The sequence below is a fragment of the Aeromonas sp. MR19 genome, assembly GCF_963899305.1.
Taxonomy (GTDB): domain Bacteria; phylum Pseudomonadota; class Gammaproteobacteria; order Enterobacterales; family Aeromonadaceae; genus Aeromonas; species Aeromonas bestiarum.
The window spans coordinates 658,767-672,990 of sequence record NZ_CAWQWZ010000011.1 but is presented as its reverse complement, the minus strand read 5'-3'; the positions used below and the strand labels follow the sequence as shown (position 1 = coordinate 672,990).

The following is a 14,224-nucleotide window of genomic DNA, read 5'->3' as shown; positions in this document are numbered from 1 at the left end:
ATTTATATATCTCAATATGAGGGATTGATATCCGCCGCTTGGCAATGGCAGGCTGATATTGTCAGCATCCAATACAGGTTTATGGCTATGCTTGCCCGATTTATGAATATTGAACGAGTTATATTGCTGGCAATAATAAAGACCCGCCATATTGGCGGGTCTGATGTTCGGTGAACGCTCTGGTGCGCTAATCAGCGCTCGATCAGCGGGGCCGAGCGGTAGCTCCACAGCCCATAGGTGCGCAGCGCATCGCGGTAGATACCGAGCAACTCGCTGTCGCTCACCTTGGCCAGGGTCGAGAGCGACTTGTCCGGGTAGCTGACGCTGTCTATCTGGATCCCGGCCGGGCCGCTCTGCCAGCAGGCGATCTCCAGCAATGTCTGGCCCCGGCGCACGTGGCTGGCCGAGCTCACCAGGGTGGCGTACTGGATCTGGTGGCGGGCGAGGGCGTAGCCGCTGTAGAGGGCGTTTTCCACCGTACTGGTGGCGTAGTTCTCCTCTATGATGCGCGAGCGATCTATGCCCTTCTTCACCAGCCAGTCCGCCATCAGCTTGCCCTCGGTCTGGCGGTTCTGGGGCACGCCGCCGGTCAGTATGATGAGCGCCGCCGGGTTGGCCTGGGCCAGGGAGCGGGTGGTTTCCAGTCGGCCCAGCAGTATGTCGTGCATACTGCCATCGGGATTGAGGGCATAGCCCAGGGTGACGATGGCCCGGTTGCCCGGCTTGGGTGAACGCTCCCCCTGCTCTTTGAGCGGGGTGGCGTTGACGCGGGCCACCGTATCCAGGATGCGCTGCAGATCGGCGGCGCGGCCGGGATTGAGGGTCGCCAGCTTGCTCTGGTATGCCTGGGCGGCACTGGGGTTTTGCTTGAAGGTCTGCCAGGTGGCCAGGTAGGTGAGCAGATCTATGTCGTCCGGCGCCGTGCTGAGCGCCTGCTCGAACAGGCCTATGGCCTTGTCCACGTTGCCGTTGTAGATCTGGGCGTTGGCCGCCGAGATCAACAGGTCGGTGCGATAGGGTTCGAGCTGATAGGCCTGCAGCAGCAGCTCTGTGACCTGCTCCATGTTGCTCGGCATCTTGGCGGTGAAGCCGGCGGTGGAGATGCGGGCCGGCGACTTGAAGATCTGCCAGGCATCTGCCAGCAGCTGATCCACCACCTGGCGCTTGCTGATGTACTGGTCGTAGTTTTGCTCCTTTTGCAGGGAGCGCACCGGAGCAGCCCAAGCATTGGTGGAGACAAACACTGGCAGCGCCAACAGGCTGGCCAGGGTCAGGGCAATCGCGGTTTTCTTCATCATGGCGTTCCACTTGGGGTTAAGGGCGCTATGCCATTGCATGACCCGTAGGGGCTTTTCCAATAAAAACATAAACTTGGTGATTGCCTACTCTACTCCTTTTCAGATGAAAAAAACGTGAACCGATTCGGTTATCCGGGGATGGGGTCTGTGCCTCTCTCCTGTGCCGTCTGCCGAGCTGCTGGACCCTGCTGGCTGGCGCTCATTGGGCTTGTGCTCACTTGCGGGTCAATCCTGCCGCGTTTTCGGGCGAGCCCCTGTCCGGGGTGAAAAAGTTGCCTAAGCCAATCGTTTTACCGCTTTTTCTGTGACGGCGATCACTGTAGCATCGCCGCCCGACCTGCCACCCGGTCGCATCTCCCCCTGCGACGGCGCTGGCGTCACCCGATACATGCTGTCACCCGGAACGTGAATGACCCCAGGATGGGACCCGCCACTAACCTGTAGGTTTGTGGTCTGCGTGTCGCGTGGGTCGGCACCTCTCCCGCCGGTTCTCCCGCGACGCCTGTCTGCAGACTTGCCATATGAAACTCCTCTCTTCATAGGTGCAAGATGACACTGTTATTGAGTCTGGTCGGTATGCTGGCCCTGATGTTTATCGCCTGGCTGGCCAGTGAAAACCGCCGTGCCATCCGCTGGCGAACCGTGCTTGGGGCGCTCGCCCTGCAAACCGGCTTTGCCGCCCTGGTGCTCTATTTCCCCCCCGGACAAATCATGCTCGGTGCCATGAGCAATGGCGTCTCCGCCCTGCTCGGCTTTGCCGACAGTGGCATCCGCTTCGTGTTTGGCGATCTCGCCAGCAACGGTTTTATCTTCGCCGTGCGGGTGCTGCCGCTGGTGATCTTTATCAGCGCGCTGATCGCCGTGCTCTACCACTTCGGCATCATGCAGTGGGTGATCCGGGTGCTGGGCGGCGCCGTGCACCGCCTGCTCGGCACCAGCCGCGCCGAATCCCTGGTGGCCACCGGCAATATCTTCCTCTCGCAGGGGGAGTCGCCGCTGCTTATCCGCCCCTTCCTCGCCGGCATGACCCGCTCCGAACTCTTTGCTGTGATGACCTGCGGCATGGCCTCGGTGGCGGGCTCCGTGCTGGGCGGTTATGCCGGTCTGGGGGTGGATCTTAAATACCTGATCGCCGCCTCCTTCATGGCCGCGCCGGGTGGCCTCTTGATGGCCAAACTGCTGGTGCCGGAGCAGCAGCAGGTGAGCGATCAGGCCGAGATCACCCTCGACAAGAGCGACTACAGCAACGCCATCGATGCCCTGGCGGGCGGCGCCATGAGCGGCATGAAGATCGCGGTGGCCATCGGCACCATCCTGCTGGCCTTTGTCAGCGTCATCACCATGATCAACGCCGGTCTCACCACGGTAGGCGAGTGGTTCGGCTGGGCCCATCTCTCCCTGCAGCAGCTGCTGGGTTATCTGTTTGCCCCGGTGGCCTGGCTGATTGGTGTGCCCGCCAGCGAGATGATGGCGGCAGGCTCCCTGATTGGTCAGAAGGTGATCATGAACGAGTTCGTCGCCTATCTGGACTTTGCCAATATCAAGGCCGATCTGAGCGCCCACACCCAGATCATCATCACCTTCGCGCTGTGCGGTTTCGCCAATCTGGGCTCCATTGCGGTGCAGCTTGGCTCCATCGGCACCATGGCGCCGGAGCGCCGCCACGATGTGGCCAATATGGGCTTCAAGGCGGTGTTGGCGGCGACCCTGGCCAACCTGATGAGCGCCACCCTGGCCGGGATCTTTGTCTCGCTGGCCTGATAGCGTGACGCAATAGCCGGTTAGCTAGCGGCAAAAACAAAAGACCCCCTCTTGCCGCTGGGCGAGAGGGGGTCTTTTTCGTTGGACTGATTACAGATGCAGGTCGGGTAACAGCGCAGCCTGTTCCTGAAAATGGCGGCAGCGACGCTCAACGTCGTCTCGGTAGCGTGCCAGATAAGCCAGCTCTGCGGGATTGTCTGTCTCAACCATGGCGATGGCGGTATCCAGATGAAGGAGGATGTCGTTGGTCATCTTGTGCAAGGTCTGTTGCAACAGGCGTTTGGGCAGATCACACGCCTCGGCCATCTCCAGCAACTGCCATGCGTTGATCGCCTCGGGGGCAAACTCGTCGCCTATGGCCATGGCCAGATGCTGGTTGAACTCGGGGTAAAGCCCCACATTGACCAGATCGTACCAGGGGGTGGGCGTCAGCCCTGCCCGCGAGACGAAGAAGCTGTAGTTCTTGCCGTGGGCATCATGGTTGTTGACGCAGAGGTTGAAGAGCAGCCATTGCAGCATGTTCAATCTGGCTTGCGCCGGATTGACACAAAGGGCGCTGAGGCTGAACAGTCGTGGCAGGCTCACCCCTTCCCTAATATGGGCCACATCCCGCCCGTCACCGAAGTTGCGTTCATATTTTCGCGTGACGGGGAACCCTAGCCCCTGACAGGCGTCGATCATGTGGCGACGGCGAACCCTCAAGCCATCTTCATCAAGACGCCGATCAAACCGTTCCACCAGCAAGCCTCGGTGGGACTTCTCATCTTGACCAAATGTGTGCAGTTCAACCTGTGCGACCGGCATGCCCAGCAACGCGGCCAGCCGCATGGTCACAAATTCATTGATCACAAGATGAGGGTGATGCTCGAACTTGAGGAGGTGGGTGGAACAGAGTTCGCCCTCGCCAAATCCCAGCGCCCCCTCGAGTCGCAGCACGTTGAGCTTGGCCTGCACACCCGCAACCGAGAGTCGGGGGCGACCATCCCAGACTTCCAGCGGCCAGATCTCGGGCTGATCGAGTCGCAGCATCAACTCCTCTGGGGTGATGGGGCGAAAGTGGGTGGGAATGTCGGACTCTGCGGACAGGGTAAAGGTGACAGCTCCGGATACATCGCGGCCAATGCCGTGGATCAGGGCAAAGAGATTGCTGCGCGAAACGGATAGCGCCTCAATCAGGTGCTCCAGCCCGCGATTTTCTGGCAGCAAGTTGCCGAGATATGCCCGGATCTGGGCGCTGCTGGCCGAGCCATCCAGCGCCAGCGGTGGTGAAAGCGGGAATCCATGCGCTTGCCACTCTGGCAGATAGCCGAGCTGAAACGCATCCCGGCTGGAGTCATATTCGAGATGGCCGATCAGTTGGTTACCCAGCCGAAGTTCAAGCCGATGGTGCTCAGAACCACTCATCATCACCGACCTCTGGTTGGCTGTTGCCGCTCGTTACCTGTGAACCCACTTCCTGCACCAGTTGCAAGCGCAGCCCCAGCGCCTTCATCACCTGCAATAGGGTAGAGAGGTAGACATCCCCACCCTTCTCAATCTTGATCAGGGTCTTTTTGGATATGCCGCACAGTGAAGCCGTCACCTCCTGCGTCATCCTGGCGGCCTTGCGCCTATCGCGTATCGCCAGCCCCAGCGAGGCGGGATCCAGTTCTTTCGGGCCGGTTTGCAACGATGTGTCTGCCATCATGATCACGGAAAAAGTGTAGGTTATTACACCTTAACCCATGGTAAGAGCAAACAGCAACAAAAAGTGTACGATGGTGCACTTTTTATGGTCTAGGTGCTGTTTGCGAGAGAAAAGTGTAGAGAGGTTCACTTTTTAGAACAGAAGAGGTGGTTAGGGATGGTCTGGGGGATGACTGAGGGGCCGGGAGGGTGTTGCTTGCAGAGCAGCCTTGCACTTCACCTTCACTTCACTGAGCGGGGATAGGGTAGGCACCAGTTTTCAGTTGGAGCTTTACGATATGCCCACCATAGTCACCCACGCCGCCGTCCCCCTCTGCCTTGGGCTCGGGCTTGGCAGCCGGATCATCCCGCCACGTCTGCTGTTGGCGGGGGTTGCCATCGCCATGCTGCCCGATGCCGATGTGCTTGCCTTCAAGCTGGGGGTCGCCTACGGCCATGTCTTTGGCCACCGCGGCTTTACCCACTCCCTGCTGTTCGCCTTTGCCCTGCCCACGCTGGCCATGTTGTTTCACGGCCAGCTTAGGGCCAGCGCCGCCACCGTCTGGTCGTTTTTGCTAGTCTCTCTGCTCTCCCACTGCCTGCTCGATTCCCTCACCACAGGCGGCAAGGGGGTTGGCTGGCTCTGGCCGTGGCGTGACGAGCGTTTCTTCGCCCTCTGGCAGGTGATCCGGGTGGCCCCCTTCAAGCTGGAGGCCTATCTCACTGCCCGAGGCGAAGCAGTGATCCTCTCCGAGCTCTACTGGGTATGGCTGCCGGGGGTTGTGCTGATGCTTATCTTGGTGGGGTGGCGGGTGTGGAGAAGGGAGCGGTAGTGGCGGGGTTGAGGAGAGTTGTTGGATATATCGTGGCTGAGCAACAAATAAAAGCTTGGACACCCATCTTTTGGGCTCTGGCTGCAATGTTTTGCTCAGAAAAATAGGGGACAGATTTCTTGTTTCTAGCGAGCAGCACACCGGCGGCGCGTAGCGCCGTCCGAGTGCTGTTGCTTTTTAAATGGCAATCTAGATTCGTGCAACGTCAATGTTGTAGCCTTGAGCACACATTTCTTTTGCCAAGATAAGACCAGCTTCTTTAGCAAGATCATCTTTAAATGGAATATAAATTAGCCCTTGAATATCTGATGGACGTTCCATGTTTTCTTGCTGTTTTAATAAAATTGCTACTCGCTTACGACCGAGCTTGGAAAGCAACATACCCAGTTCTAGCACCACATTTTGCCTTGCTCTGTAAGCCGACTCATCCGCGTGCTGTGCCCTATGCCCTTTATCATCTGGCGTAGCAAGAACTACTGCAAATTGGACATCAGCTGTGTAGGCTTCCAACTTTTCGATAATAGTTTGACCTTCTGAGGGAAGCTGATCGAGTATCAGTGGCTCCATGCCCCAGCGGCGCAACATAGCCTCTAACTGGGTTCGGGCAGGCTCATCATGACCGTACACGACGAAAACTTTGTTATTGCCTCTAACTATCCCTGCCGTTGGTGCTGCTACTGGTTGTCCCCCAGGGGTAAGCCCAAGCAACGCTTTTACGTTTTCCTGTTCTTTTCCGCCTACTACAATTTTTCCTGAGTCGTATACATTCACCGACGAACCATTGGTGAACTTAATTTGTTGCCCATAGCCAATGGATTTTATTTCATCAACCATATATCCCTTGGCAACAAGTATTTCCTGTACTTTCTCTAAATTCACTCAAAGCTCTCCCATTGCCATTTAACAAAGCTGCAGTAGTCCGACAGCAGTGTATTCCGTATAACTTCGTCCCGCCTAATAATTGCCACGAAAAAGTTACATCATGACAATACTAAGCAGCCTCTGATATCCAAATGTGTTCGTTTGTCTTCTTCTTACTATAAGATTTCCCCAGCATAAAAACATAGAGCACGAGTCGGCGATGCCAAACTCCTGCAAAGCTACAGCCGAAGAGTTCCATGTGGCGATCTTTTTGATCGCCGCTACGCCGGAGGCAGCATGTCTTGGATCGCCAGCAGCTTCTCTATGTCCCGTCCAATTATTTTCTTCGCACAGTCTAGGCAGTAGTGATCCCAACTCCGGTCGTTTCTGACCTTCAGGCGCACATCGCCCTTCTCGATACGGTGCTTGGCACTGGCTTGACAGTTATGGGCCTTGCCAGCGGTATCTATCTCGACATGGGTTACTAGAGACTTAATTGCCACCGAACACCTCCACTACAGCTGCCGTGACTATGCTGTCGAATCCTTGGTCAATCCGTTCGAGCATCTCGCGCGAGAACTCGTGCCGTTGTCCCGCTCTCATACCGACAAAGGTATTAACCTGACGATTGATGGCTGCAATCATCACGATCAAGTTCGTTCTGCCGAGACGTTTTGTATCAAGCTCGTGACCATTAGGGTTGATGTCTCTCTCGCCGAGAATCCCGGCCGCCACCGTATTCACACGTGCTGGAAGCCCGTCTCGCATCGCCTGGCGCTGGCGGACGCGGGTGACTGGTACCGGCTGCAGGGTTTGGTATGCGGCGGCGACATCGTCCATGGTATAACCGCGATCTTGGAGCACGCGCAGGGCGGCCAAGGCCGCATCGTCATGCAGCAAGGGGATTTCCTCGATGTGCACCTCGGACTGACTGCGCACCTCCACGCCGTCCAAATCATGGGGTACCGGCTCCACCTGTCGCTCGATGGGGGCATGATCTGGATCGACTTCCTCCACCGGCAGCAACTGGTCGAAATAGTCCCGGTCGGCCTCGCTAAACTCCTGGAAGTCAGCCCAGCGTCTGGCGATGTTCGCGCCAGCATGGAACACGACGACGCCTTGGTTGAGGACGTCGCCGGGAGCGTTCTGCCGAATGACGCGCATGATGCGACCGACGAACTGAACGAACGGGGACAGATTACTAAAGATGCTGAACACGGCGGCCACGGACAGGTACGGATGGTCGAACCCTTCACCGAGCTTGCGCACCTGGACGATCACATCGAGCTCATGGTTTTCCAACCGTTGCATCACTCTCTGGTTCGCCGGCGCGTTCTCTCGCGAATGCACATAACTAGCGTGCAGACCACGTGCGACATAGGCTTCGACGACTTGCCGACAGTGTTCGTAGTTTAGGGCCGAGGCGATAATCTTCAGTCGGGCCTCGCCAGTCTCCTCGCGCAGCCGGTGCAGCTCTCGGATTGAAGCATCCACAATAGTGTTCAGCGTTTCGGTAGAAGTTACGATGCTGCGGCGGAAATCGGCGTCCTCCTCACCCAGCCGGCGTACCTCGTCAAGCCCTACCTCGATCTCCTGACCGTCTTCTCGGCGCACATACCGGAGCGTGCGAGGGTTCAACTGTACGGCCTTAAGGCGTTTGACATAGCCTTCGCGGATCGCTTCGAAAATAGGGTACGTATAGATGACGCGCCCCTCCATGAGCTGGCCATCGGCGCGCATCGGCGTCGCGCTGAAGTTGACGATCTGCGCTTCGGGAAACTGCGCCTTGAGAGCCTGCCAGCTGTCGGCTACACCGTGGTGACCCTCATCGACGAGAATCAGGTCGAAGTAGTCGGCCGGTAGTTGGCGCAGCCAGCGGTTCGAGTCTCCGCCTTGGAGTTGCTGAATATTAGTAATGACGACGTGCGCTTCGTTCAAATCAGTCAGGTTGGTCATCGTCCCTCGGATTTCGACCGGCTCAGGATAGGGCGCGCCGACGAGCACCGCGCACTTCTGGTAGAACATGTTCGGATTGGACGGGTCGAAATCACTGGCCAACTGCTGAGCGATGGCCACGCCTGGCGCGACCACCAGCGTCCGCCGTGAGCGGAAGGCAAAAGGCGATATCGTGATGCTCCCGGACTTGCCACATCCGACTGGGAGTATTACTGCGAACTCACGCTCCCCGCCACCCGCCGTGAAAACCTCGTTTAGCGCGCGGAACACGCCTTTCTGGGGAGTGCGGATACGTTCGTTATTCTCGATGTGTGGCTCGCGGTTCTGAAATGGATTGGTCATATGGATCCTTTTGTTGGGGTTTAGGGTACTGCGTCACAACGGCCGAGCGGATCATACGAGATACGACCAAAATGGCGTGTGCAAGGCCACGTAAGTCACAGGCCCCGTCGTTAGAGACTACCGCCCCTGAATTTCAGCTCCCAGCCCACTGCTTCTCACCTGTGAGATAGCAACAATCGCTGCCATGGAGCTCTCCCGAGAGATATATTGTCGATTGCCATCTTAAGGGGCCTGATTGAGACATGGAAAGAGGAAGTTGATAGAAACCTGAGTTGGCTCAATTAATTAGTGAGCAATCGATATTTTAAGTGAGTCATTGTTTCAGCAGAGAATGCGGAAATACCCTCTCCCAGAGGGAGAGGGAGCTTGTTTGCAGTTAGACGCGAGCTTAGGGCTGGCACTGTCTTGTCTTGATCCCCCTCCAAGCCGCCGAGTCGAACTCTGTGGGTCAGGAGCGCCGTCAGGGATGACGGCGCAGCCGCAGTTGGTACAGGGATGTACCATCTGCGGCGTTCCGTCCGACCCAGAGAGCGAGATGCGGGAACCCGCCGCAGGCGGGCGGCTTGGCGGGGGTGGCCTTTCTTTTGGTGACTTTTCTTTGGCCACGCAAAGAAAAGTCACTCGCCCACGCCAGAAGGGCGGGCGAAACCCTGTCGAGGGCGAAGCACTCGCGTCTTGCGCGGTGAAGCCGCGCCATCACATCCAATCCGCGAACGTCCGAATACGCTGCGCTATTCGAACCTACGATTCGATAACGCCGGGGGATTATGGGTTCCCTCACCCTGACTCTCTCCCAAGGGGAGAGGGGACAAAGACGCTGGGAGCGGCAACAAGCAGGAAATAGAAAGGGAGCCTATCAGGCTCCCTTTCCTCAGACACGGCCAATGGCATTTGACTAATGCCATCCCTTATCGATTGGTCGCGGCCTTCATCCCTTCTACAAACTCTTTCAGACGAGTGAGCATATGCTCCGGGTTCTTGTGGTGGGTCTCGATGATCTTCACCACTGCGGAGCCGGAGATGGCACCGGCGGCGCCGGCCTTGATGGCTTCACGCACCTGAGCCGGTTCGCTGATGCCAAAGCCGATCAGGGCGGGGGGCGCCTTGAACTCGCGCAGGGTATTGATCAGGCCATCCACCGGCATGCCGGCCTTGGTCTCGGCGCCTGTCACACCGGCGCGGCTCACCAGATAGGTGTAACCACTGCCAAGCTCCGCCACCTGTTTCAGGGTCTCGGCGTCGCCGTTGGGCGGGGCGATAAAGATGCTGTCGATGCCGAACTTGTCGGCGGCCGCCTTGTAGGGGGCACACATCTGCACCGGTACGTCGGCGACCAGCACCGAATCCACGCCCGCCTGCTGGCACTTCTCATAAAAACCGTCGATCTGGCGCACATAAACGAGATTCGCATAGACCAAGAGGCCAATGGGCAGTTGCGGGTACTTGGCACGGATGCGGCCGAGCAGCTCGAAGCAGTCGTCCGGGGTGGTGTGGCTCTCGAAGGCGCGCAGGGCTGCGCCCTGAATGGTGGGGCCGTCCGCCACCGGATCGGAGAAGGGAATGCCGAGTTCGAGGGCATCGGCGCCCCCTGCGACCAGCGCATCAACGATGGCCAGCGACAATTCGGGGGTGGGGTCACCCAGCATCACGAACGGCACGAAGGCGCCCTGATGGACGGCGTCCAGACGGGAGAAGAGTTGTGCGTAGCGATTCATGACAAGGTTCCTTCTTTCTCGAAAATGTCGGCGACGGTAAAGATATCTTTGTCGCCACGGCCGGAGAGGTTGACGATGAGCACCTGCTCTTTTTCCGGTTCACTGCGGGCCATCTTGAGGGCGTGAGCCAGCGCGTGGGAGGATTCCAGCGCCGGGATGATCCCTTCGGATTTGGCCAGCTCCTGGAAGGCGTCCAGCGCCTCCTTGTCGGTGATGGAGACATACTCGGCGCGGCCGATGGAGGCCAGATGGGCGTGCTGCGGGCCGACGGAGGGGAAGTCTAGCCCCGCCGAAACGGAGTAGGACTCCTGAATCTGCCCCTGCTTGTCCTGCATCAGGTAGGAGTGCATGCCAAAGAAGACCCCCTTGCTGCCGTGACCCAGCGGCGCACCGTGCTCGCCGCTCTCTATGCCGTGACCACCCGGCTCGACCCCGATGAGGCGCACCTCAGGGTTGTCGATAAAGTCGGCAAACATGCCGATGGCGTTGGAACCGCCGCCGACGCAGGCGATTACCGCATCGGGCAGCCGCTCCTCTTTCTTGAAGCACTGGGCCTTGGCCTCTTCGCCGATCATCTTCTGGAACTCCCGCACTATGGTGGGGAAGGGGTGCGGACCGGCGGCGGTGCCGAGCAGATAGTGGGCGTTGTCGTAGTTGGCAGCCCAGTCACGCAGCGCCTCGTTGCAGGCATCTTTGAGGGTGGATGAGCCGGAGTGCACCGGAATGACGGTAGCGCCCATCAACTTCATGCGAAATACGTTGGGCTTCTGGCGCTCGCAATCCTTGGCACCCATATAGACCCGGCACTTGAGGCCGAGCAGGGCACAGGCCAGCGCTGTGGCGACGCCGTGCTGACCGGCGCCGGTCTCGGCGATGATCTCGGTTTTGCCCATCCGCTTGGCCAGCAGCGCCTGACCCAGCACCTGGTTGGTCTTGTGGGCACCGCCGTGCAGCAAGTCTTCACGTTTCAGGTAGAGGCGGGTCTTGGTGCCCTTGGTCAGGTTGCGGGTCAGGGTAAGCGGGGTCGGGCGACCGGCATACTCGGTCAGCAGCTCCTGAAATTCGGCGATAAAGGCCGGATCCTCCTTGGCATCGACGAAGGCCTTCTCCAGCTGGAGCAGGGCGGGGATGAGGATTTGGGGCACATACATGCCACCAAATTCACCAAAAAACGGGTTAAGCAGGGTCATGGTTTCTTCCTTATACCTTGAGTCAAAAACGGAACATCAAAAACGACACATAGATTCAGTGGCGGCCTTAGAGCGCGCGCAGGGCGGCGAAGGCTGCGGTGAGTTTGTGGCCATCTTTCTGGCCCGGGGCACTCTCTACCCCGGAGTTGAAATCAAGGCCGAGGCAGCCGACCTGGGCCGCCTGCAGGGCGTTGTCGGGATTGAGCCCGCCTGCCAGCATCAGTTTGCTCTTGTCGAGAGTGGCTAGCATGGCCCAGTCGAACGCCTGACCTGTGCCGCCGCTCTGGCTGCCCACTTTTGTATCCAGCAACAGGCGATCGGCCGGATAGTCGAGGGCGGGCAGGGGTTCGCCGCTTTCTTTGCCGAGAGAGACGCCTACGGCTTTCCAGATCTGGCAAGTCGCCGGCAGCAGTGGGCGCAGGTTGTCGATATAGGCGGCATCTTCCTCCCCGTGCAGTTGTACCGCGGCCAGCCCCAGGGCCTCCACCGTCTTGGCAATGGTCTCTTGCTGGGCGTTGCGAAATACCCCGACGTAAGAGAGCGGCGCGCCCGCCATCACGGTGCGGGCGGCGGGAATGTCCACGTAGCGCGGGCTTTTCGCCACAAAGATGAGGCCGCCGAACACGGCGCCAGCCTGATGGGCGGCGGCGGCATCTTCGGACCTGGTCAGGCCGCACACCTTGTTCTGGCCCAGCACCAGTTTGCGTACCGCGGCCTCCAGATCGGTTTCCTCCATCAGGGAGGAGCCCACCAGGAAGCCCTTGGCATGGTGGCGCAGCTCGGCCACCTGGGTGCGATCCTTGATACCGGATTCGCTGATCACGACTCGATCGGCCGGGATGCGGGCGGCCAGCTGCTTGGTGCGGTTGAGATCGACGCTCAAGTCCCGCAGATCCCGGTTGTTGATGCCAATCACGGGGGCGCCCAGCGCGATGGCGCGGGTCAGCTCCTCTTCATTGCTCACCTCGGTGAGCACGCCGAGACCCAGCTCCCTGGCCACCGCAAACAGGGCGCGATAGCCCTCGTCGGTGAGCACGGAGAGCATCAGCAGTATGGCGTCGGCCTGATAGTGGCGGGCCAGATAGAGCTGATAGGGGTCAATCATGAAATCCTTGCAGAGCACCGGCTGGCTGACCCTGGCGCGCACTCGCGGCAGGAAGGCGAAATCCCCCTGAAAGAACTTCTCGTCGGTCAGTACCGAGATGGCGGTGGCGTATTTGCCATAGATGTCGGCGATGGCCTCCGGGCTGAAATCGTCGCGGATCAGGCCCTTGGAGGGGGAGGCCTTCTTGCACTCCAGAATAAAGCGGGTGGAACCGGCCTTGAGCGCACCGACAAAATCCCGATCGCTTGCTACCAGTTCACTCTGGAAGCTCTCCAGTGGCTGGGCCAGCTTGCGGGCGGCGACCCACTCCTGCTTGGCCGCTACTATTTTGCCGAGAATGGTCTGGTTGATGGAGGCCATGTTCAGGAAGGCATGGGGGGCAATAAGGTCTGACATCTCGTTATCCTTGCGAAACTGGGTACTGCCCTGCGGGCGATCTGAGCTAGTGCCTGAGTGAGTGCCGTGCTGGTTAGTGGCTGACATCATGCCTCCTGATGGCTCAGGGTGGCGAGCCGGGCGGCGAGCTCGGCTGCCTTGCCGCTCGCCAGCACCGCCAGCACCTGGGCCGCCGCGCTCTTGAGATCTGCGGCCTTGCCTGCCATCAGCAGCAGGGGGGCCACGTTGGCGGCGATGGCGGCGTTGTGAGCCGGGGTGCCTTTCCCTGCCAGAATGGCGGCCGTGATGGCGCGGTTCTCTTCAGGCTCGCCCCCTTGAATGGCGCTGACTGGATAGGTCTCCAGGCCAAAGTCCGCCGGGGTGATCATGAATTCGCGGATCTCGCCGTCACGGATCTGGGCCACCTGGGTCGGGCCGTGGATGGCAATCTCGTCGAGCCCGGCGCCGTGAACCACCATACCGGTTTTCAGACCCAGTGCCAGCAGGGTTTCGGCGATGGGGCGCACCAGCTCGGGGGCATAGACACCCATCAGCTGATAAGTGGGGCGAGCGGGGTTGATGAGCGGCCCCAGCACGTTGAACAGGGTGCGGGTCTTGAGGGCCTGGCGCACCGGCATGGCGTGGCGCACTCCGGCGTGGTACTGGGGGGCGAACAGGAAGCAGATGCCGAGTTCATCCAGACAGTGGCGCGCCTGCGCCGGGCTCATGTCGAGCTTGATGCCCATCTTGTCCAGCAGATCGCTCGAACCCGACTTGCTCGATACCGAGCGGTTGCCGTGCTTGGCCACTTTCAGGCCGCAGGCGGCGGCCACCAGTGCCGAGGTGGTGGAGACGTTGATGGTGTTGAGGCCATCGCCACCGGTACCGACTATGTCGCAAAACTCGTAGTCCGGACGGGGGAAGTCGCGCGCCTCCGCCAGCAGGGCCTCGGCGGCGCCGGCGATCTCCTCCGGGGTCTCCCCCTTGATCTTGAGGGCGGTCAGAAGGCTCGCCAGCACTATGGGATCCACTTCGCCACGTACCACCTGGCCGAAGGCATCGCGGGTACTTTCACGGCTCAGAGACTGACCCTGATAGAGGGTGTTGAGATGATGATGCATGT

The 14,224-nt window shown here is 59.4% G+C and carries 11 protein-coding genes; 2 read left to right on the top strand and 9 right to left on the bottom strand.

Translation table 11 applies throughout. The annotated features are described in order from the left end of the window. Window positions 1–191: 191 nt before the first annotated feature. A complete protein-coding gene (locus tag AACQ95_RS08820) occupies window positions 192–1,295 on the bottom strand; it encodes an ElyC/SanA/YdcF family protein (protein ID WP_241278663.1) in 1,104 nt (367 codons plus the stop codon). A gap of 552 nt (window positions 1,296–1,847) precedes the next feature. Here AACQ95_RS08820 and AACQ95_RS08815 point away from each other — a divergent pair. After that, a complete protein-coding gene (locus AACQ95_RS08815; RefSeq protein WP_241278357.1) occupies window positions 1,848–3,059 on the top strand; it encodes a NupC/NupG family nucleoside CNT transporter in 1,212 nt (403 codons plus the stop codon). Window positions 3,060–3,149: 90 nt separating this feature from the next. Here AACQ95_RS08815 and AACQ95_RS08810 read toward each other — a convergent pair whose 3' ends face one another. Together AACQ95_RS08810 and AACQ95_RS08805 are read right to left on the bottom strand one after the other, a co-directional pair. Then, window positions 3,150–4,466 (bottom strand): HipA domain-containing protein, encoded by a 1,317-nt coding sequence (locus tag AACQ95_RS08810; protein WP_241278356.1) that lies wholly within the window; start codon window positions 4,464–4,466, stop codon window positions 3,150–3,152. Then, the gene (locus AACQ95_RS08805) at window positions 4,450–4,743 is read right to left on the bottom strand and encodes a helix-turn-helix domain-containing protein (RefSeq protein ID WP_039216115.1); all 294 of its coding nucleotides are present in this window, start codon (window positions 4,741–4,743) and stop codon (window positions 4,450–4,452) included. The genes AACQ95_RS08810 and AACQ95_RS08805 overlap by 17 nt, the downstream gene beginning before the upstream one ends. Window positions 4,744–5,023: 280 nt before the next feature. On the opposite strand from AACQ95_RS08805, the gene AACQ95_RS08800 reads away from it, so the two are divergent. Continuing rightward, a complete protein-coding gene (locus AACQ95_RS08800) occupies window positions 5,024–5,557 on the top strand; it encodes a metal-dependent hydrolase (RefSeq protein WP_241278355.1) in 534 nt (177 codons plus the stop codon). A 189-nt stretch (window positions 5,558–5,746) separates the two neighbouring features. On the opposite strand, the gene AACQ95_RS08795 is transcribed toward AACQ95_RS08800, so the two are convergent. The 6 genes from AACQ95_RS08795 to trpD all read right to left on the bottom strand — a co-directional run bounded on the left by AACQ95_RS08795 (window position 5,747) and on the right by trpD (window position 14,222). Next, on the bottom strand, window positions 5,747–6,436 hold the full coding sequence (locus tag AACQ95_RS08795; protein WP_241278354.1) for a TIR domain-containing protein: 690 nt from the start codon (window positions 6,434–6,436) through the stop codon (window positions 5,747–5,749). 474 nt (window positions 6,437–6,910) lie between these two features. Continuing rightward, the gene (locus tag AACQ95_RS08790; RefSeq protein WP_241278353.1) at window positions 6,911–8,716 is read right to left on the bottom strand and encodes a DEAD/DEAH box helicase; all 1,806 of its coding nucleotides are present in this window, start codon (window positions 8,714–8,716) and stop codon (window positions 6,911–6,913) included. Between the two features lie 908 nt (window positions 8,717–9,624). Then, window positions 9,625–10,431 carry a tryptophan synthase subunit alpha gene (gene trpA / locus AACQ95_RS08785; protein WP_241278352.1) on the bottom strand — a complete coding sequence of 269 codons (807 nt, stop codon included), beginning with the start codon at window positions 10,429–10,431 and terminating at the stop codon, window positions 9,625–9,627. Continuing rightward, a complete protein-coding gene (gene trpB / locus AACQ95_RS08780; protein WP_098983376.1) occupies window positions 10,428–11,621 on the bottom strand; it encodes a tryptophan synthase subunit beta in 1,194 nt (397 codons plus the stop codon). The genes trpA and trpB overlap by 4 nt, the downstream gene beginning before the upstream one ends. A gap of 67 nt (window positions 11,622–11,688) precedes the next feature. Next, window positions 11,689–13,209 (bottom strand): bifunctional indole-3-glycerol-phosphate synthase TrpC/phosphoribosylanthranilate isomerase TrpF, encoded by a 1,521-nt coding sequence (gene trpCF, locus AACQ95_RS08775; protein ID WP_241278351.1) that lies wholly within the window; start codon window positions 13,207–13,209, stop codon window positions 11,689–11,691. After that, window positions 13,209–14,222, bottom strand: a complete 1,014-nt coding sequence (gene trpD / locus AACQ95_RS08770) for an anthranilate phosphoribosyltransferase (protein WP_043134228.1) — start codon at window positions 14,220–14,222, stop codon at window positions 13,209–13,211. Before trpD ends, trpCF begins: the two co-directional genes overlap by 1 nt. Window positions 14,223–14,224 lie beyond the last annotated feature (2 nt).